Raw genomic sequence first — 16,513 nt, 5'->3', positions numbered from 1 at the left:
GTTAAACTCCTGCATTAGCGGGCTGACCTTTCCCCGATCGAAGGACTTCCTATGACGCAGGACGCTCACGAACTTCAGGCTATCAATACCCCTTGGCAGAACGCCATTCAGGAAATCCTGCGCATGGTCATCAGGGACATGTATCATGCCGGCAGTGAGAACAGGAATATCAAACGCATAGAGGAAGCTTCTGTCGACAGCAACTATACCGATTTGCGACTGCTTGGCACGGACGAATGGACGGAAGTGGTTGTCAAGGAAAGGGTGAGCAACTTCGTCACCACGCTCTTGACGTCCTTTACCTATGATCGTGCCTGAGTTCTTGCGTCGCAGGTGACGAATGCACCGGCAGGGAGGATCCTTGCTCTGACTGGGAAAGGCGATTGAGGAGTTCATTGAAACGCTCGTCGGCCGCGATGGGCTGATGCTGAGGCAATGCCTGGACTGCGCGAAGCACGGTCGAATCGAACGCAAGTCTTGCTACATGGTTCGCAATGTCAGTTGTCATGAGTAAAGTCGCCCTCTGCAGATACCACAGAAACGCACGGGCGGGAGCTTGGTTCGAGGCCGCAGCGGTATTTCACGCTCGTCTGAGAGATCAATTGGTCCATACCTCCACACTTCGACTTGACGCCATGGCGTTTTCGCGACAGCAACCGCTTTCTCCTGACACTGTCGATGCCAACAAGCTGGTTGCTAACATGGCCGAGATCCTGTCCTCGACCCTTGGTGAGACGAGGACCAAGGCCGATGCGAACCAGCTCGAAAACGCGGTGCTCAACCTCGCCGTCAATGCGCGTGACGCGATGCCGGACGGCGGCAAGCTGACGATCGAGACAGCAAACGCTCATATCGACGAAGCTTACGCGGCAGAACACGACGTCGCGCCCGGACAGTATGTGATGATTGCGGTCACGCATACCGGCTGCGGCATGCCGCAGGAGATCATCAAGAAGGCGTTCGACCCGTTCTTCACCACCAAGCCTGTCGGTAAGGGGACCAGCCTTGGCCTCAGCCAGGCCTTTGGTTTTGCCAGGCAGTCGGGTGGACATCTGAAGATTTTTTCAGAGGTCGGAACCGGCACGACGATGAAAATCTACCTGCCGCGTGACTATGGCACGAACGACATCGCGCCCCACGTGAAGGACGAAAGTGTGCCGCGAGGGACCGCGAGCGAAGCCGTCTTGCTGGTGGAGGACGACGCCAGTGTCCGTGAGATCCACACCAAGATGCTGGAAGAACTCGGCTACAGCGTCATTGCAGTAGATGGACCAGTCACGGCTCTCAAGATTGTTGACGAGCGCGCCGACATTCGCCTGCTGTTGACCGACATCGTCATGGCGCCAATGAATGGCCGCAAGCTGGCAGACGAGGTCGAAGCAAGCATCCCCACCTGCCTGTCGTCTTCACCACCGGGTATAGCCGCAATGCGATCGTCCAAAACGGTGTACTGGACCCCGGCGTCATATTCTTGCAGAAACCCACGACACTCGGCGATCTTGCCCGCAAAGTGCGTAGCGCTCTCGACGGCTAGATTCGGACAGATCGCCCGGCCATCTTCAGGCCGCCATTCTCATCAGAGTTTCGGTGATCTTGTGAGTATCGTAGGGCTTGGGAAGGAACACGCCGCGGTCGGGTATGTCGGAACTTGCCGGGCGCTTCATACCGGAGACGATGAGGATTTCCATGGGTGGCCAGCGGTTGCGAGCGGTGGCCGCAAGCATCAATCCGTTCATGGAGCCCGGCATGTCGATATCTGTCCAAAGGATGGAGATGTCTTCGTCGCCCTCAAGCACAACCATTGCCTCATCAGCATTACGGGCTTCGACTGCTTCGAACCCCGCTTCCTCGACGATGTCTACCGCCAACATCAGGAGCATTGGTTCGTCTTCCACCACGAGTATCTTCATTGCCATTGCGCAGGTCCCGCCTCCCGTTCGACCTATAACTTTCTGCTTTGATTGGGGTTCCGCAATTTTCAGACCGCCTGCTATGGCCGGCTCGAAAGCAGGTGGCGTAGAGAAGGTTTCGAAAGTCGGTCCTATCTCCTCCTCGCGCCTCTTTCGGCGGCATCTTGCTCGCAGGTCGGTACACCCTATTTTGCTCGGGCGGATCGAATATATTGCTTCATGGTCGCGGCTGAGGGATATCGTGTGAGTTGGTTCAGCATTGCCATCATCGCGGTTGTCGCGCTGCTAGCCCTGTGGGTGGTTTTGGCAGCATCAGGCGATCCCGGGTTTCTGAAGCGGGTCCAGCAAGTGGATTCTCAAGCCCTCAAGATAGCCGCTGCAGACACCGAGCTTGATCGATATGGCGCCAGGCTTTGCTACGAGCGGGAGGCGGCAAGCGGGCTCGTTTTGATCACCTCTAACCTGGAAGCGTTCGCAGCCCGCCTTTTAGCTGCCCGTTCCGCCGGCCGCAGCCTCGACCTCATGTATTATATGTGGAATGCGGACCTGACCGGAATGCTGATCATGCGGGAAGTCGTCGCTGCCGCTGACCGTGGCATACGCGTGAGGATCCTTCTCGACGATCTCGGCGTCTCCATGTCCGACAAGATCTTCTATGCGATTGACTGCCATCCGAATATCGAGCTGCGGCTCTTCAATCCCACGAAGGCGCGAGAGAATGTCCTGCGCCGCGGCCTCGAGATGGTCTTGCGGTTTCGAAGCGTCAACCGTCGCATGCACAACAAGGCATGGATTGCCGACGGCCGGATCGCGATGGTCGGGGGACGCAATATCGGCGATCCGTATTTCGATGCCGGCGAGGACGCAAACTTCAGGGACTTCGATCTGGTGATGGTCGGTCAAGCCGTTGCGAAGACCGAGCGTCTTTTCGACGACTACTGGAACAGTTCGGTTGCCGTGCCTGTACGCTCGTTGCTGTCGCGCCGCCCCAACAAGTTGAGGAAGCTTCGACGCAACATGGACCGCCTCGATTTCGAACAGCGTGCCCGGCCTTATCTTGATAGGGTTCAAGACAGAACATCACTGGAAGACGCTGTCGCCGAAAACCATTACATTTGGGTCGATAAAGTCGATGTTCTTGCCGATCCCCCGGAAAAAGCTGCGGGGAAGCTGCGCACCGGGCAAAACATGCTGATGGAAACGCTTCTTCCTGTGATCACCGGCACAGCCGAGTTCATCCATATCACCTCGCCGTACTTCATTCCCGGCGAACGCGGTGTCAGGGCCCTGACGAAGCTCCGCGACAAAGGGGTGAAGGTTTCCGTCCTGACAAACTCGCTCGCAGCTACCGACGTTGCTGCAGTACACGCGGGGTATTCGCGCTACCGCCCCGCCCTGCTGAAAGCCGGCATTGAGCTCTACGAGCTGAAATCGATCGCCGACGTGGGATCCTTCTCCTTGCGCGGTTCCAAACAAGCCAGCCTGCACACGAAAGCCTTTGCCAGGGATGGCAAGTATGGCTTCATAGGATCTCTCAACCTCGATCCTAGGTCCGTTTCCTTGAACACGGAGATGGGCGTGCTGTTTAAGTCATCGGATCTTGTCGCGCAAATGGACGCGATCTTTGCCAAGGAAACCGAAACAGACCTGAGCTATCCCTTAAGGCTCGAAAACGGATCCCTGCGGTGGCTGAAAGTTGTCGATGGGAAACGTACCCTCGTCCGCGACGAGCCGGATGCCGGTATCGCGAGGCGCGCGACAGCGTGGCTCATAAAATGGCTGCCTCTCGAATCTCAGCTGTAATCGTGCCGAATTCTCGCGAGGAGGCAACCCTGAGCTCCATGGCGACCCTAAACGTGTCGCGGCACAACGGATGCCAAATTGGCCTACCAGTTCGCCAGCCATCAATTCGAGGTATTGGCTTCCACACTGACGCAGGCATCAAAATTGCTCCGCGGGTAGCAATCCGATCAGGGTTCGCCCGCATAAGAAAAACTGCGGAGCTATAAGAAATGCAGATTTATCAGCACAAGTTTTCCTGCGTGGTTGCGCGAACCGCCTTGCCACTCTTGGTTGCGAAGCTATTGGGTCAAGCGATGAACAGGGCAATCGCTGAGGCTTCGTTGTACTCGCGGAAATATTGCGTTGCATCTTGTCGCCGGATAACAATTGCATACATTTTATCAAAAAACGCGACCGAGGTCGCAGAGGCCGGGATCGACACTTGTCTGCCACTATATCTACTGGGAATGAAGGTCTTGATCTAATCCTGGCCGGTGGGCTGCCGGCTCGCCGGCTTTATCTGCTCGAAGGGGCGCCAGGATCCGGCAAAACCACCCTCGCTCTACAGTTTCTACGCGAGGGGGTGAGGCAGGGCGAAAAGGCGCTCTACATCACCTTGTCGGAAACAAAGGAGGAGCTGTCCGAGGTCGCGGCCTCGCACGGTTTCGACATCAGCGAATTTGACGTTTTTGAATTCAGTTCGGCATCCGACGTCTTCGGAGACGGGCGCGAACAGTCTATCCTGCATCCTTGGGAGATGGAGCTTGGCGAAACGATCCGGCTGATCCAAGAGGAGGTCGAGAAGGTCCAGCCAAAACGGGTCGTCTTCGACAGCCTATCCGAAATGCGTCTTCTATCCCAGGATCCCCTGCGCTATCGACGACAGGTTCTTGCCCTGAAGCAGTTCTTCTCCGGTCGCGACACGACCGTCATTCTGGTCGACGACATGTCAGGCAATGCCAGTGAGCGGGACTCGCACCTTCATAGCCTCTGTCACGGGGTCATTACTCTGGAGCGCCTGACGCTCGATTTCGGTGCTGCGCGCCGTCGCCTGCAGGTCCAGAAGCTACGGGGTGTGGATTTCACCGCCGGTTACCATGATTTCAACATTCGCAAAGGCGGGCTGCACGTTTATCCGCGCTTGATTGCCGCGACGCACCATACAGAGTTCACTGGCGAAACGATCGCAAGCGGAATCGGAGAACTGGACGATCTCTTCGGCGGCGGCCCGATGCGCGGAACTTGCACACTGGTGACCGGACCAGCCGGAAGCGGCAAGACGACAGTGGCGCTGCAGTATCTCTATGCAGCTTGTGCTCGCGGTGAGCGTTGTACAGTCTACGAGTTCGATGAGCGCATCGGCACGCTTCTCACCCGCGCGAAGGCGTTCAGCCTTGATCTCCAGGCTTTCATCGACGACGGAACTCTCGTCCTGCAGCAGATCGATCCCGCGGAAATCTCCCCCGGTGAATTCGCAGCTCGGGTACGTCGCGAAGTTGAAGACCGCGGCTCACGGCTGATCGTTATCGACAGTCTCAATGGTTACATGGCGGCGATGCCGCAGGAACAACAACTGATCCTGCAGATGCATGAGCTCCTGTCCTATCTCAGCCACAAGGGCGTGGTGACTTTCCTGCTCAATCCACAGCACGGACTCGTCGGGACAATGTCGACAAGCCTCAACATTTCCTATGTTGCCGACACGGTCGTACTGCTGCGCTTCTTCGAGGCTGAAGGCCGTGTGCGCAAGGCGATCTCTGTGCTGAAGAACCGCGGTGGCATGCATGAGGATGCGATCCGCGAGCTGCGGGTCGATCGTGGAGGTCTGCGTATCGGCGAACCCTTGTCGCAGTTCCGGGGTGTGCTGACCGGGACGCCGGAATATCTCGGGTCCAGGGATCCCCTACTGGAAGACCGCCGCAGCGATGCTTGAACGTCAGCAGGAGGGGCAGCGTGTTCTCGTCAGCGCACCGTTCGGCCGCGACGGTGACACGCTCGCAGCGCTTTTGCGGGAACAGCAGTTCGAGGTCGCTGTCTGCCGTGACCTAAAAGAGTTGTCCAGCGAGATCTGCGACGATATCGGCGTCATTCTCCTGACTGAGGAGACTCTGTCCGGCGACCTAACGCCTTTAAAAGACGCGTTGGCAAAGCAACCAACGTGGTCGGATGTGCCGTTTGTGCTGCTTGCCGCCCCTCGCTCCGGACGAACGACCAACGCGCAGTTGACGAACCTAAAGCTCTTTGACATCGCCATCAACAGCGTCGTGCTCGAACGCCCGCTCGGCCGAGCCTCGCTCCACAGCGCTGTCGCGTCCGCAATGCGCCTTCGCCAGAAACAGTTCCTGATGCGCGATCGGCTCCTGGAACTGGATGAGAGTGAGACCCGGCTGCGGCTGGCGACAAACGCTGCAGAGATTGGAACGTGGGACTTCGACCCGGTCACCGGCCGGCTGAGCTGGGACGACCGGTGCAAGGCAATGTTCGGTATCTTTGCGGACGGCGCGATTTCCTATGAAGACAGCTTCCTCGCGGGCCTTCACCCCGATGACCGGCAAATGGCAGACGACGCTGTCGCCAAAGCCCTCCAGCCTGGTAGCAGCGGGATCTATGATATCGAATTTCGAACGATCGGGATCGAAGACGGCATCGAGCGCTGGGTCGCGGCCAAGGGTGGGGCGATGTTTGCCGGCGGTAAACCAGTTCGCTTCATTGGGACGGTCATCGACATCACGCAGCGAAAGAAGACCGAGGAAGCCCTTGCGGCATCGGAAGCAGCGTTGAGGATCGAGCGGCAAGCGCTTGACGACCTCAATCGGACGCTCGAGGAGCGGGTCGCGCAGCGCACGGCCGAACTCGAAGAGGAAATGTCGGCGCGCAATCGGGCAGAAGAAGCGCTTCGGCAGTCTCAGAAAATGGAGGCCGTCGGTCAGCTCACCGGCGGTATTGCACACGACTTCAACAATATGCTGACAGGGATCATCGGCGGGATCAACGTTGCCAAGCGTCGCATTGCCGGCGGCCGACTGGACGATGTTGATCAATTCATGGATGCCGCTGCGGACGCGGCTAACCGCGCAGCAGCGCTGATCGCCCGGTTGTTGGCCTTTTCCCGTCGCCAAACGCTTGATGCCAAACCCCTTGATGTCAACGACCATCTCGTTGCGACGCGGGAATTGCTGCGGCGGACCTTGCCTGAGAACATAGCAATCGACATCGAGGCTGATCCCGAGGCCGGTTGGATCGTTGCGGATGCCAATCAGCTGGAAAGCGCTCTGCTGAACCTGGCGATCAACGCCCGCGACGCGATGCCGGACGGAGGCAGTCTGACGATCTCCACTGCGACCAGAAGAATTGATGAAATCGAGGCGCGATCCCTGCCAGGTCTGAAGCCCGGAGCGTTCGTTGCCATCGGTGTCAGCGATACGGGGGTGGGCATGCCGCCGGAGATTGTCGCAAGAGCGTTTGAACCTTTTTTCACCACCAAACCGATTGGTCAGGGGACGGGCCTTGGCCTTTCAATGATCTATGGCTTTGCGCAACAGTCAGGCGGTCAGGTCGAGATCGACAGCCGGGTTGGTGAGGGCACGACGATCAGGCTGCTCCTTCCTGCAACGGATAATGGTGATCAGGATCAAAGCCGTGAGAGCCTGGCCGTCGAAGCGGGTCAGGGGCAGACAGTGCTCGTCGTCGAAGACGACAATTCAGTCCGCCTGCTGATCTGCGAGGTTCTCGCCGATCTCTCTTACGAAGCGGTAGAAGCCTCGAATGCGGACGCAGCGATACCGATCATTGCCTCCCCACGCGCGATTGACCTATTGATCTCCGATGTCGGCTTGCCCGGGATGAACGGGCGTCAACTTGCCGAGGTCGCGCGTCAGCACCGTCCTGAGCTCCCCGTGATTTTCGTGACGGGATATGCGCAGAATGCCACAGCGAAGGCCGAGTTTCTCGGTTCCAATATGGCGATGATCGGTAAGCCGTTTGCGGTCGAGGTCCTCGCCGAGAAGATCTCCGATATGATCTCAAAAGAAAAACTGGCAGCGCCTAGGTAAACTGCGTTTGACGTGAATCGCGGCATCGTCGCGTAATCTTCCGGGGCGCTTGAACATCATCGAGATGGCAGCAGTCGTTCTGGTCCAAGCCGAGTTGAGGGGTGACCGAGAGTCGGATCTTCTTCAGAACTTTGTGACATGCGATATGGGATGATCATCCGGCATTTATCACAGGCGAGGCTGGCTGAGAGTTTTTTTTGCTCTTCCCTGCACAGGAGCGAGGATCGATGGCTGGCCATTTCTTCAACGTTCACGACGGCATCTCTATGCCGGACTTGGTAGGCACTGAGCATACCGACATCGAAAGCGCCCGTAGCGAAGCGGTAGAGACTATAGTTGAACGCCGTGCGTCCCGTCGTTGAGCGGGGAGTCAAAGTCATCGACCACCCTGGTGTCTCTGCTCCAAGGACCGCCACAATGGACAAATGTCAAAACCGCACAGAGCGGCGAGCGCTCTTGGCCTGGGGCGGCAGTTTGCGGCATAAGCTATCCAGTGCTGACGCCTCGTTTTTCGTCGACATGAGATCGGGCTCATTCCCGCCGGAGGCTGGGCGATGCCCGACTGTTCGCAATCGACCGTTTCAAATTTGCTGTTGCGGGCTTTGCCTCTCGAAGCATTCGAGCTTCTGAGACCGGCGATGCAGCAGGTCGATCTTCCATTGAAGTATGAGTTGGTGACCCCTGGTGTGGCGAACGACCGGGTGTACTTCCTGGAGCGCGGGCTCGGATCTGTCGTTGCCACAAGCAGCGACGACGAAATCGTCGAAGTTGGGCACATCGGCTATGAGGGCATGTCGGGCGCGCACGCCCTGCTGAAAGTGCCGAAAACCCCCAACAGGACATTTATGCAGGTCGAGGGAAGCGGAATATCCTTACCGACCTCTGTATTCCTGAACATGGTCGAACGGGTGCCGGCCGCCAACGACCTGCTGCTGCGCTACGTGCATTGTTGCGAGTTGCAACTAGCACATTCCGCCCTTGCCAATGCCCGCTACAACATGCCGGAACGGTTGGCGCGTTGGCTTCTGATGTGCCATGACCGGCTACTGACCGACGATTTGCCTCTTACCCACGAGTTTCTTTCGATCATGCTTGGCGTTCGCCGCTCGGGCGTTACCAACGAAATCCACATTCTGGAAGGCGTGCATGCGATCAAGGCGACCCGCGGAAACGTCAGGATTGTGAACCGGCAAAAGCTGGAGGACATTGCCGGAGGCTCCTATGGTGTCCCCGAGCAGGAATATGCGGACTGTATCGGGTTTCCGATCAAGAGATTGTAACTTCAGGCGAGAGGAGGCTCCTCAGGACGCTCAGTCGCCTGGTTCGTACGCCTCAGAAAACGCCACCTTAAGAAGCAGAGTACCAACCGCGTCGCAGATCTCGATGTGGCGGTGCGAGAGGTCCCTCCCCTCCCGGATCGCCGTGCTCATCATACCCCTGGCATCCTTGATCGCTTCGCTTCGCGCCGCGCCCAAGTCCGTAAGATCGGTGCCCTCCTCGTCCCTGATGATGTTCGTTCGCGTCAAAATGTGGAAAAAGAATCTTGGCATCGACCGCCTTTCGCGGAATGTGCCAACGTCAGTCAGGACCTGTGCCGGCTGGTGAGAACAGATACGCTGCGGGTTGCGAATCCTAAGTTATGTCAAAACCGCACGGTTATCGGACGACGCTAGGCTATTTCGGCAATCTGCGCCATAATCTTTCTATGCCTCTCTTGTCACTTGATGGGTTCGAGTGCGGGCTCCTCCCCGCTGGAGCCCAAAGATGCCTCAGATTCAAAAATCAGACGTTCAGAACCGGCTGCTTGCCGCCCTTGGCCGGGAAGCATTCGACGCACTGCAGCCCGGAATGGAGCGGGTCGATCTGCCCGTACGGACCGTGCTGATCGAAAGTGATCAGCCAACCCATCACGTGTTCTTTCTCGAAACGGGATTGGCGTCGATCGTTGCAAGGACAGTAGATGACGAGGCCATTGAGGTCGGCCATATCGGCTGGGAAGGATTGTGTGGCACACATCGGCTGCTGCAACTCGACACGACCCCCAATCGCACCTTCATGCAGATCGATGGAAGCGGCATCAGGGTTCCAGTTGAACTCGTCTACCGGCTGATCGACGAAGATGCCCGATCCCGAGATCTGTTTCTTCATTACATCCACACCTGTGAACTGCAGCTTGCCCATTCGGCGCTGGCAAACGGCAGGTATAATATGGCGGAGCGACTGTCGCGCTGGCTGCTGATGTGCCACGACCGCATCCGCGATGACGACATGGCGCTCACGCACGAATTCCTCTCCCTGATGCTGGGCGTGCGCCGCTCCGGTGTGACAGACCACTTGCATATTCTCGAAGGCATGCTGGCGATCAAGGCGACGCGCGGTCGGATACGCGTGCGCGACCGGGCCAAGCTGGAAGAGATTGCCGGCGGTTGTTACGGAGCGCCCGAGAAAGAATACGAACGCTTGATTGGAAGCAAGTGACATCAGGGGCGAAGCAGGTCCGCCTCAAGCTGCTCCTCGACCATCTGCGAAAAGGCCGGTGGCGCAAGCTTCCGAAACAGGTCGGTTTGAAAACAGCGCTCGTTGCCGAGGAGCTTGGCCTGATCGAGGCCAAGGGTGATGACCTCAGAGCAAGAAGCTACCGCCTGACAGTGGGTGGAAGCGCTTACCTGACGGACATCGTGATTGCGGGTGAATGAACGGCAATTGAGCCGAGTTACGATGTCCGTACAAGACCCTCAGCAACCGGCGGGCGTTCGCAGCGCCCCGGTATCGCTCCAGCCCATACGGCATCTTGCAGAGCGGAGCGAACGACGGCGGATGCTGCATGGTGAGGATTGTGGCCTACACCTTGCAGCAACCGGATTCTCGCTTGAGGCACTCTGTGGACAAGCCAGTCGAGGTGCCAATGCGGATCGAGGACGGCATCTTCCATTCCGTAGATGATATGCGTAACGCATGGTATCGGTTCATCGCCGACGGCTGCCATATCGGCATTGAACTGCAGCAGCTCGTCGGCCATCATCCGCAGCGACTGCGGGCTCGCCGCGTGTCGATAGGGGAAATCGGCCAGGGTGTCCGGAACAGGATTGGGATGATGTGCCTTGCGCATCACTCGTTCGCCAAAATAGTCGGCAAAGCGATACAGGAGGTGTTGTGAGAACATGCCGCCGATCCAAGGAGCGATGGCCAGCCGAAGCAGCAACATTGCCTGCTCCGGTGTCGGGCGACAAAACGGCGCGATCAGCACCAGAGACTTCACCAGATCGGGCCGCCGCCGCGCCAGAAGAATAGCCGGCGCGCAGCCGATGGAATGGCCAGCGATTGTCAGGCTGGAGAACCCAAGGGCGTCGACAAAGTCCTCGAGCCATAGGGACTGGGCCAGCGGCCCTCGCAGCCTTTGTGGTAGCGGGTCGCTCAAACCGTAGCCAGGCCGATCGGGCGCGACGATGTGCAGCCCCGTTTTCCTGAAAGGCGCCAGAACTTCCTGAGCGAGGCTGCCGCAGCCATGCAGCAGGACGACGGGCGGATAGGCGTCATCGCCGACGTTCAGGAGATGCACGTTGCGTCCGTTGACGACTCGGTCGAAGCCCCGAAGCGGGGCGTGTGGCTGCGTTGGTTTCATTACTAGCAAACTGGGCTGCTAGTCGCCGGTTCCGCCTTTGTGCGAAAGCGGACAGCAGCCGGAGACCCAAGAACCATCGCAGGTAAAATCCAGGCGGCCTAGCCGCGGGTACATCCAAATTTCAACCGATCCGCTTGCGCCCTGGCCCTAGTTCATCTCAAGCCTGCTGTCGATAGTGAAGCTTTGCCAGGTGACATATGGTCAGAAGCAGGGTAAACGGCAAGTCGCGCCACGGGATGCGTGGCATCTCCTTAGCCCGCGCTTGCGGATGGTCCGTGCGCTGCATCGTCATTGGCGTCCGGATCAGCCCTGGGGCAACGGCGTTGACGTTGACCCTCTGTTCGGCAGTTCCATCGCCAGGCTTCTGGTGAGCGTCAGGAGCCCCCTTTTGCCGCGCCGCAAGCTGGGGTTTCCCCGACTGGGGATCGCCTGGTGGACAGAGGTGACGTTGATGATCTTGCCGCCAAGCTTTCCCTGACCGCGGCGCACGAACTCGCGGCAGAAGAAGAACGTTTCGTAGAGATCCGTCTTGACGACATTGTCGAAGTCCTCGAACCTTGTTTCTACAAAGGGCTTGGAGCAGCCGATGCCGGCGCAGTTGACGAGAATATCGGGCAACCCAAGCGTTTCTTGGAATGAACCCATGAACATCATCACGCTCGCCTCGTCGCGCACGTCGCGACTTTGTATCATCGCGGGTGGACCGGCGGCTTCCACTTGCGCCGCAGTCGCTCAGGCGCCTTCCTCTGTGATAGGTAACTGCAACGTCGGCACCCTCCAGCGCGAAGGCTTCGGCAATTGCGCGGCCTATTCCGGAATCGGAGCCGGTGACCACAGCGACGCGACCGGCGAGCGCCTCGACCCGCCGGCCTGGACCTGGTTCGAGAAATTCAGCATCGTTCTCGGTAACATCATTCATATCAGTATGCCTTGTTAATTCGGACCGGAGATGCCTTTGCCGCCTTTATTCTTGACGTCCATGCTATCGGCGCCGGCTGCCGGTCCTCCTCCTGGAGACATCCCGCCTGGCTGCACGCCGCTGGCGATGCCTTTCGCGCCACCCGCTTTGCGGCCGGTTTGGCTTCCGGTATCACTGGCCCCCTCCTCGCCGACTTGCTCTTCTCTGATCTCCTGCTCAGCCTGCCTCCAGTGGCGTTCGTGATCACCATCCTTTTTACCTTCTCGCTCCCATATCTGCTGGGCGCGATCCCGTATGAGATCTTCTCTGCCTTCCTGTCCCATCTTATCCTCCTGAACAGCGGTGACGTTTCATGATCGGTCGCGAACTTCTGCGGAGCCCCAATGTTCCCGCTCAGCGAAGGCTGCCCTCGTTGGAACCACAATGGCAAAATCAAGTTTGTCTGCAGTTTTTGACGGCCCAGGGGAATGACGACGATGACTTGGTGCCGATCCATCCTCAGGGTCATTTTCGCCGCACGCTGCTCATTACATCGAGGCCATTCAAAGCCTAGGTCTTCAAACCATCATGACGCTTGATCACGTCCACAATGTTAGGCGCGGCCAGCAAGGCATGACGCCCATGGCGGCTGATGCGACCTCCCGTTCATTCTGGGGGCATCGAAATGACGATCGGCCCTTGCCTCTGTCTTTCCGTTAACAATGCTCTCGGCTCTTACCATGCCGGAGTCTACCAGGCGCTGCACGCTCGGGTCGAACCATCGCGGATCGCAGGCGCGTCGATAGGAGCAGTCACTGGCGCCTTGATCGCCGGAAACGCCCTCGACCAGCGGATGGCGCGACTGCGGGAGTTCTGGCAGCTTGTTAGCGACGACGGTCCGGCGATGTTCATGCCGCCTGGTAAAAGCTGCTCGACCGTGACCGTGCGGGAATTGCTGACGGGGCGACCCGCGCTGTACAAGCCGGGCTTCCCCGGCTGTGGTCGACGCTTCCCTTCATGGGCGTAGACGACAGCCTATTCGACACCCAGCCCCAGCGCAAAACCTTGGAACGCCTGATCGAGTTCGACCGGATCGGCAGCGGCGGCATCTCTCTGGTCGTTACCACCTTGGATGAAGGGCGAGGACATCGTGTTCGACAGCGATATCGTGGCTTTGAACGTCGATCACATCATGAAAGGTACTGCGCTGCCAATCTTCTACCCGCCGGTCGAAATTGGCGGTCGGGAACTTGTTGGAGTGTCAGCCAACCTCCCAATAGCTTGCCTGCTATCGGAAGAACCCACCGATCCGGTGACGTGTATTCGCGTCGATCTCTTTTCGACAGAAGGCGCTGTCCCGGCCTCGCTTGATGGAGCGCTAGGCCGGACAACCGACCCCCTCTTTGCCAAGAGCGCGAGCATGGGCTTGCCGCGCTGAAAAGCCGGTTCGCCGGTAGGATGGTCCCGAGATCGAGATCATCCCCCTGGCTTGCGAAAACGCCGCAGGCGAAATCGGGATGAAGACGTTCGATTACTCCCGGAAGTCGATCGGTGCGCGTTGGGGCCGGGGCTACCAGGACGGAACACGGCTGATCGTGCTCTCGATCAGATGCCGCCACGGCGAAATCGGCTGGACATCTACAAGCTGACCACAAAAAAACACCTGAAAAACCTGCTGTAAGTCGTTCCGCAGCGCCTCGAGGCCGTCGCCAGCAACGCAGGCTATGCCGGCACAGCCGCCTTGGTCTAACTACGACTCAACTGTCGCGACTAGCCACAATCAAGCCGCGTGACGTGTATTCAGATCGCGGCAGCCAAGCCCGCCTTTGTCGCGCCGTTGTTCGAGGCACCGACCGATTGCCCGGATTAGTTCGTCAGGTCGTGCCGGTTTGCAAACCCATTCTCCATTGAGCAACACCTGATGGCTCTCCTGCGTCACCTTCCGACGAGCCGTATGGACCACAAAGGGAATGCCTCGCTCGACGAGGTGGCTCGCAATGTCCGTGCTTTCGCCGTCGAGCAAGAATATATCGAGGATCACAAGATCAGGCATGTAAATCCCTAGCCAGTCAGTTGCGGCGCTGCACGACGTGAGATGTACGATGTCTTTCGCACCGGCGCCCAGCAAAGTCTGTTGGATGTCGAGCGCGATCAAAGCTTCGTCCTCTAACAGCAACACCGTCGGCAAAAGCGTCATTTTCAGCTCCTTCTGTGCAAGCGCCACAGTTATACACCGTCCTGGCGACCTCGTCCGGCATTGTCGGAATTCGCACCGTGCGATCCCTCGCGCTGTGAAGCTGGGTGAAAGCAGAGAATGTATCAGGCTTCGCCTACCTCGCTACACCCGTGTCAACTTGATCACCTTCAACAGTCCAAGCGGGGAAACAGGCCGCCATTCGCTGACTTCGAAATCGCCTCGGCCCTCGATCCATCGCAAAAGACGCCGAGACCAAAATGTCGCACTCCAGCAGATCCGCTCGAACGCCGGAGCGATTGCTCGCGCTATCGCTCCCTGCACACGAACGGCAGCACCAAAACGCCGAAGCTCGCGGGTGAGAAATCAAGCTTTTGCGCGTCACCCACCTGCAGGACGACATGTTCAAGCCGGTGATCCTGTATTCCTTGGCGTGCTTTGGCGAGCATGTGAGACCGGTCACCTGCAGGTGCGCCGGGTATTGAAGCAGCAACAGCCGGGGCCCGACTCCCACCTCGAGAACGCGTCCCTCTTGCGCTGGCATCAGCTCGACGATTGCGCGGTGGGCGGGGCGGAGAACGCCGCCATGGATCTAATCGTAAAGGGTAGCCCAAAAGCGGTAGGGGGCGCGTCTTTGTCGTTCGGCTGCTCCAAGACAGCCCGGCGAAGATCGAACAAGCATTATCTGGTATCCTCGCAGGGCATCTGCAGGCACTCGCATTATCGCCGGTGACGGCGACTTCATGAAGGGCAAACAAACGTCACTCACGTTCGACAAACTTGTTGAAGCGGCTCGTCTTCCCGTCCTTTGTCTTGTCCTGGTAAAGGAAGCTCAGCTTGTTCTCCTCGAATATCTTGAAGAACTCCTCCCAACTGACCTCCTCGAAATCCGCTTCCTTTTCGCCGAAATCGATCCGAAGGACGCCACCCTTTCCGCCAGTACGAACAACGGAGGGCCGACCGTCGCGCGCTTCTGCCCATTTTTGAATGGTGCCGTGATCGTTTGTCGTGTCAGAGCTGCTCATTGCTTTCTCCAAGTGGGTTCTCATTTATGTCAACGCGAACTTTGATCGCGCCTGGAGGTTCCTGCCTGTCTTCAATCTTCTTCACTTTAGCTGAAAGAGAATGACTTTTTACGCCATGGGCGTGAGCTTCACTGATCAGCGCATCGAAATCCTGCATGCTGCCGAAGACAGGATCGACGGAGCGGAAGTCGCTGACATCATAACCGCTATCGAGGAGCGGCGACCTGTAGGTCGGCCCTGGCCATATCGCGTCTATGCCGAGCCAGGGGAGGTAATCCAAGCGCCGGATGATACCTTGAATGTCCCCCTCTCCATCGCCGTCGCTGTCCTGGAATGATCGAGGGAAAGTCTGGTAGATCGCGGCACGTTGCCACCATTCGATCATGCTTGGGAACCTCAAATATCGTGCTGCCGAACGTCACTTTTGTCGTTGCTGTTCCTGTACGACATCGTACTATGACCAAGCGTCTGGGGGTCAGGCAACGCGGCTTCCCCACGCAGCAAGCGCCAGTAGCGACACCACGCTCCCGACATGAGGGAGAAGCGAAAGCAGCCCGCCACCCGCGAGCCAGACAAGAACAAGATCGCCGCAGGGAATGACGCTGATTGCAGCGATCGACATAGTTGTGCCGGCAATCGAAAAATAAGGACCAACCACCAAGCAGAGGCCGATGACAATATCGCGAATTGCGATTGCGCGGATGTATGTAGCACTGGCACCGGATGAATTGCTCGTCGCAAATAGAGGCGCGGCCAATTCGGGCGTCATGATGATACGATTCCCAGACCCATCAGGCCGCACCCGACCAGACGCACCGCGGTCTTCCACATCCGGCTCGCCCTCCAGTGCTGACCTCATGAAGAACCGATGCGATGGGGAAGGCTATCGCGTCGAGATCGATTTCCAGCTCGCCAATCATGTTTTCGAAGCCTCATCGAAAGCCGCGACAGATGTTCCTTGCAACGAAGAGGCTGTCGTCGAACAGGAACGAGGTTCATCGGAGACCAGTTTGTCGGATTTCGTTTGTCG

General features: G+C 58.2%; 20 protein-coding genes and 2 pseudogenes. 12 read left to right on the top strand and 10 right to left on the bottom strand.

Translation table 11 applies throughout. The features are described from left to right. Nucleotides 1–51: 51 nt before the first annotated feature. The gene (locus tag AC25BC_RS31540; RefSeq protein WP_003555433.1) at nt 52–318 is read left to right on the top strand and encodes a hypothetical protein; all 267 of its coding nucleotides are present in this window, start codon (nt 52–54) and stop codon (nt 316–318) included. A 176-nt stretch (nt 319–494) separates the two neighbouring features. Beyond that, nucleotides 495–1,325: pseudogene (locus AC25BC_RS31535) on the top strand (ATP-binding protein); the annotation flags it as partial. A gap of 234 nt (nt 1,326–1,559) precedes the next feature. Here AC25BC_RS31535 and AC25BC_RS31530 read toward each other — a convergent pair. Continuing rightward, nucleotides 1,560–1,871 carry a response regulator gene (locus AC25BC_RS31530; RefSeq protein WP_313903143.1) on the bottom strand — a complete coding sequence of 104 codons (312 nt, stop codon included), beginning with the start codon at nt 1,869–1,871 and terminating at the stop codon, nt 1,560–1,562. Between the two features lie 282 nt (nt 1,872–2,153). Here AC25BC_RS31530 and AC25BC_RS31525 point away from each other — a divergent pair, with 282 nt between their 5' ends. The 5 genes from AC25BC_RS31525 to AC25BC_RS31505 all read left to right on the top strand — a co-directional run bounded on the left by AC25BC_RS31525 (nt 2,154) and on the right by AC25BC_RS31505 (nt 9,024). Continuing rightward, nucleotides 2,154–3,713, top strand: coding sequence for a phospholipase D family protein (locus AC25BC_RS31525; protein ID WP_128439557.1), 1,560 nt, complete (start codon nt 2,154–2,156; stop codon nt 3,711–3,713). A 421-nt stretch (nt 3,714–4,134) separates the two neighbouring features. Then, on the top strand, nt 4,135–5,625 hold the full coding sequence (locus tag AC25BC_RS31520; RefSeq protein WP_128407009.1) for an ATPase domain-containing protein: 1,491 nt from the start codon (nt 4,135–4,137) through the stop codon (nt 5,623–5,625). Further along, entirely contained in the window at nt 5,618–7,744 is a 2,127-nt protein-coding gene (locus tag AC25BC_RS31515; RefSeq protein ID WP_487778588.1) for an ATP-binding protein, read from the top strand. Before AC25BC_RS31520 ends, AC25BC_RS31515 begins: the two co-directional genes overlap by 8 nt. Nucleotides 7,745–7,971: 227 nt before the next feature. Further along, nucleotides 7,972–8,106, top strand: a complete 135-nt coding sequence (locus tag AC25BC_RS31510) for a DUF6894 family protein (protein ID WP_432431582.1) — start codon at nt 7,972–7,974, stop codon at nt 8,104–8,106. Between the two features lie 192 nt (nt 8,107–8,298). After that, complete coding sequence (locus AC25BC_RS31505; protein ID WP_012760439.1) at nt 8,299–9,024, top strand: Crp/Fnr family transcriptional regulator; 726 nt, start codon at nt 8,299–8,301, stop codon at nt 9,022–9,024. A gap of 30 nt (nt 9,025–9,054) precedes the next feature. Here AC25BC_RS31505 and AC25BC_RS31500 read toward each other — a convergent pair whose 3' ends face one another. Next, entirely contained in the window at nt 9,055–9,294 is a 240-nt protein-coding gene (locus AC25BC_RS31500; RefSeq protein ID WP_128408029.1) for a DUF6894 family protein, read from the bottom strand. A gap of 214 nt (nt 9,295–9,508) precedes the next feature. Here AC25BC_RS31500 and AC25BC_RS31495 point away from each other — a divergent pair, with 214 nt between their 5' ends. Next, nucleotides 9,509–10,222 (top strand): Crp/Fnr family transcriptional regulator, encoded by a 714-nt coding sequence (locus AC25BC_RS31495; RefSeq protein WP_487778587.1) that lies wholly within the window; start codon nt 9,509–9,511, stop codon nt 10,220–10,222. Next, on the top strand, nt 10,219–10,440 hold the full coding sequence (locus AC25BC_RS31490) for a hypothetical protein (protein ID WP_012760442.1): 222 nt from the start codon (nt 10,219–10,221) through the stop codon (nt 10,438–10,440). Before AC25BC_RS31495 ends, AC25BC_RS31490 begins: the two co-directional genes overlap by 4 nt. A gap of 17 nt (nt 10,441–10,457) precedes the next feature. Here AC25BC_RS31490 and AC25BC_RS31485 read toward each other — a convergent pair whose 3' ends face one another. The 4 genes and pseudogenes from AC25BC_RS31485 to AC25BC_RS31470 all read right to left on the bottom strand — a co-directional run bounded on the left by AC25BC_RS31485 (nt 10,458) and on the right by AC25BC_RS31470 (nt 12,608). After that, a complete protein-coding gene (locus AC25BC_RS31485) occupies nt 10,458–11,303 on the bottom strand; it encodes an alpha/beta fold hydrolase (protein ID WP_245459848.1) in 846 nt (281 codons plus the stop codon). Nucleotides 11,304–11,669: 366 nt separating this feature from the next. Continuing rightward, a complete protein-coding gene (locus tag AC25BC_RS31480; RefSeq protein WP_281024011.1) occupies nt 11,670–12,059 on the bottom strand; it encodes an SDR family NAD(P)-dependent oxidoreductase in 390 nt (129 codons plus the stop codon). A 91-nt stretch (nt 12,060–12,150) separates the two neighbouring features. After that, nucleotides 12,151–12,285: pseudogene (locus AC25BC_RS31475) on the bottom strand (hypothetical protein); the annotation flags it as partial. A 14-nt stretch (nt 12,286–12,299) separates the two neighbouring features. After that, complete coding sequence (locus tag AC25BC_RS31470; RefSeq protein ID WP_128439515.1) at nt 12,300–12,608, bottom strand: DUF2934 domain-containing protein; 309 nt, start codon at nt 12,606–12,608, stop codon at nt 12,300–12,302. 341 nt (nt 12,609–12,949) lie between these two features. Between AC25BC_RS31470 and AC25BC_RS31465 the strand changes: the two genes are divergently transcribed. The 3 genes from AC25BC_RS31465 (at nt 12,950) to AC25BC_RS31455 (ending at nt 13,913) form a co-directional block, all read left to right on the top strand. After that, nucleotides 12,950–13,291, top strand: a complete 342-nt coding sequence (locus AC25BC_RS31465) for a patatin-like phospholipase family protein (RefSeq protein WP_206642394.1) — start codon at nt 12,950–12,952, stop codon at nt 13,289–13,291. Between the two features lie 123 nt (nt 13,292–13,414). Further along, nucleotides 13,415–13,702, top strand: coding sequence for a patatin-like phospholipase family protein (locus AC25BC_RS31460; protein WP_041935868.1), 288 nt, complete (start codon nt 13,415–13,417; stop codon nt 13,700–13,702). A 79-nt stretch (nt 13,703–13,781) separates the two neighbouring features. Beyond that, nucleotides 13,782–13,913: a hypothetical protein gene (locus AC25BC_RS31455; protein ID WP_017997374.1), complete on the top strand. Its 132-nt coding sequence runs from the start codon at nt 13,782–13,784 to the stop codon at nt 13,911–13,913. Between the two features lie 131 nt (nt 13,914–14,044). On the opposite strand, the gene AC25BC_RS31450 is transcribed toward AC25BC_RS31455, so the two are convergent. The 4 genes from AC25BC_RS31450 to AC25BC_RS31435 form a co-directional block, all read right to left on the bottom strand. Further along, nucleotides 14,045–14,461, bottom strand: a complete 417-nt coding sequence (locus AC25BC_RS31450) for a response regulator (RefSeq protein WP_041935869.1) — start codon at nt 14,459–14,461, stop codon at nt 14,045–14,047. Nucleotides 14,462–15,219: 758 nt separating this feature from the next. Then, nucleotides 15,220–15,483 (bottom strand): hypothetical protein, encoded by a 264-nt coding sequence (locus AC25BC_RS31445; protein ID WP_003555419.1) that lies wholly within the window; start codon nt 15,481–15,483, stop codon nt 15,220–15,222. After that, nucleotides 15,470–15,868 (bottom strand): alpha-amylase family glycosyl hydrolase, encoded by a 399-nt coding sequence (locus AC25BC_RS31440; RefSeq protein ID WP_128439513.1) that lies wholly within the window; start codon nt 15,866–15,868, stop codon nt 15,470–15,472. The genes AC25BC_RS31445 and AC25BC_RS31440 overlap by 14 nt, the downstream gene beginning before the upstream one ends. A 90-nt stretch (nt 15,869–15,958) precedes the next feature. Then, a complete protein-coding gene (locus AC25BC_RS31435) occupies nt 15,959–16,342 on the bottom strand; it encodes a DUF4267 domain-containing protein (RefSeq protein WP_260686164.1) in 384 nt (127 codons plus the stop codon). Nucleotides 16,343–16,513: the final 171 nt, after the last annotated feature.

Source organism: Rhizobium sp. WSM409 (genome assembly GCF_057653825.1).
Note: the sequence above shows the minus strand (reverse complement) of the source record. Positions and strands in the feature narration are given on the sequence as shown.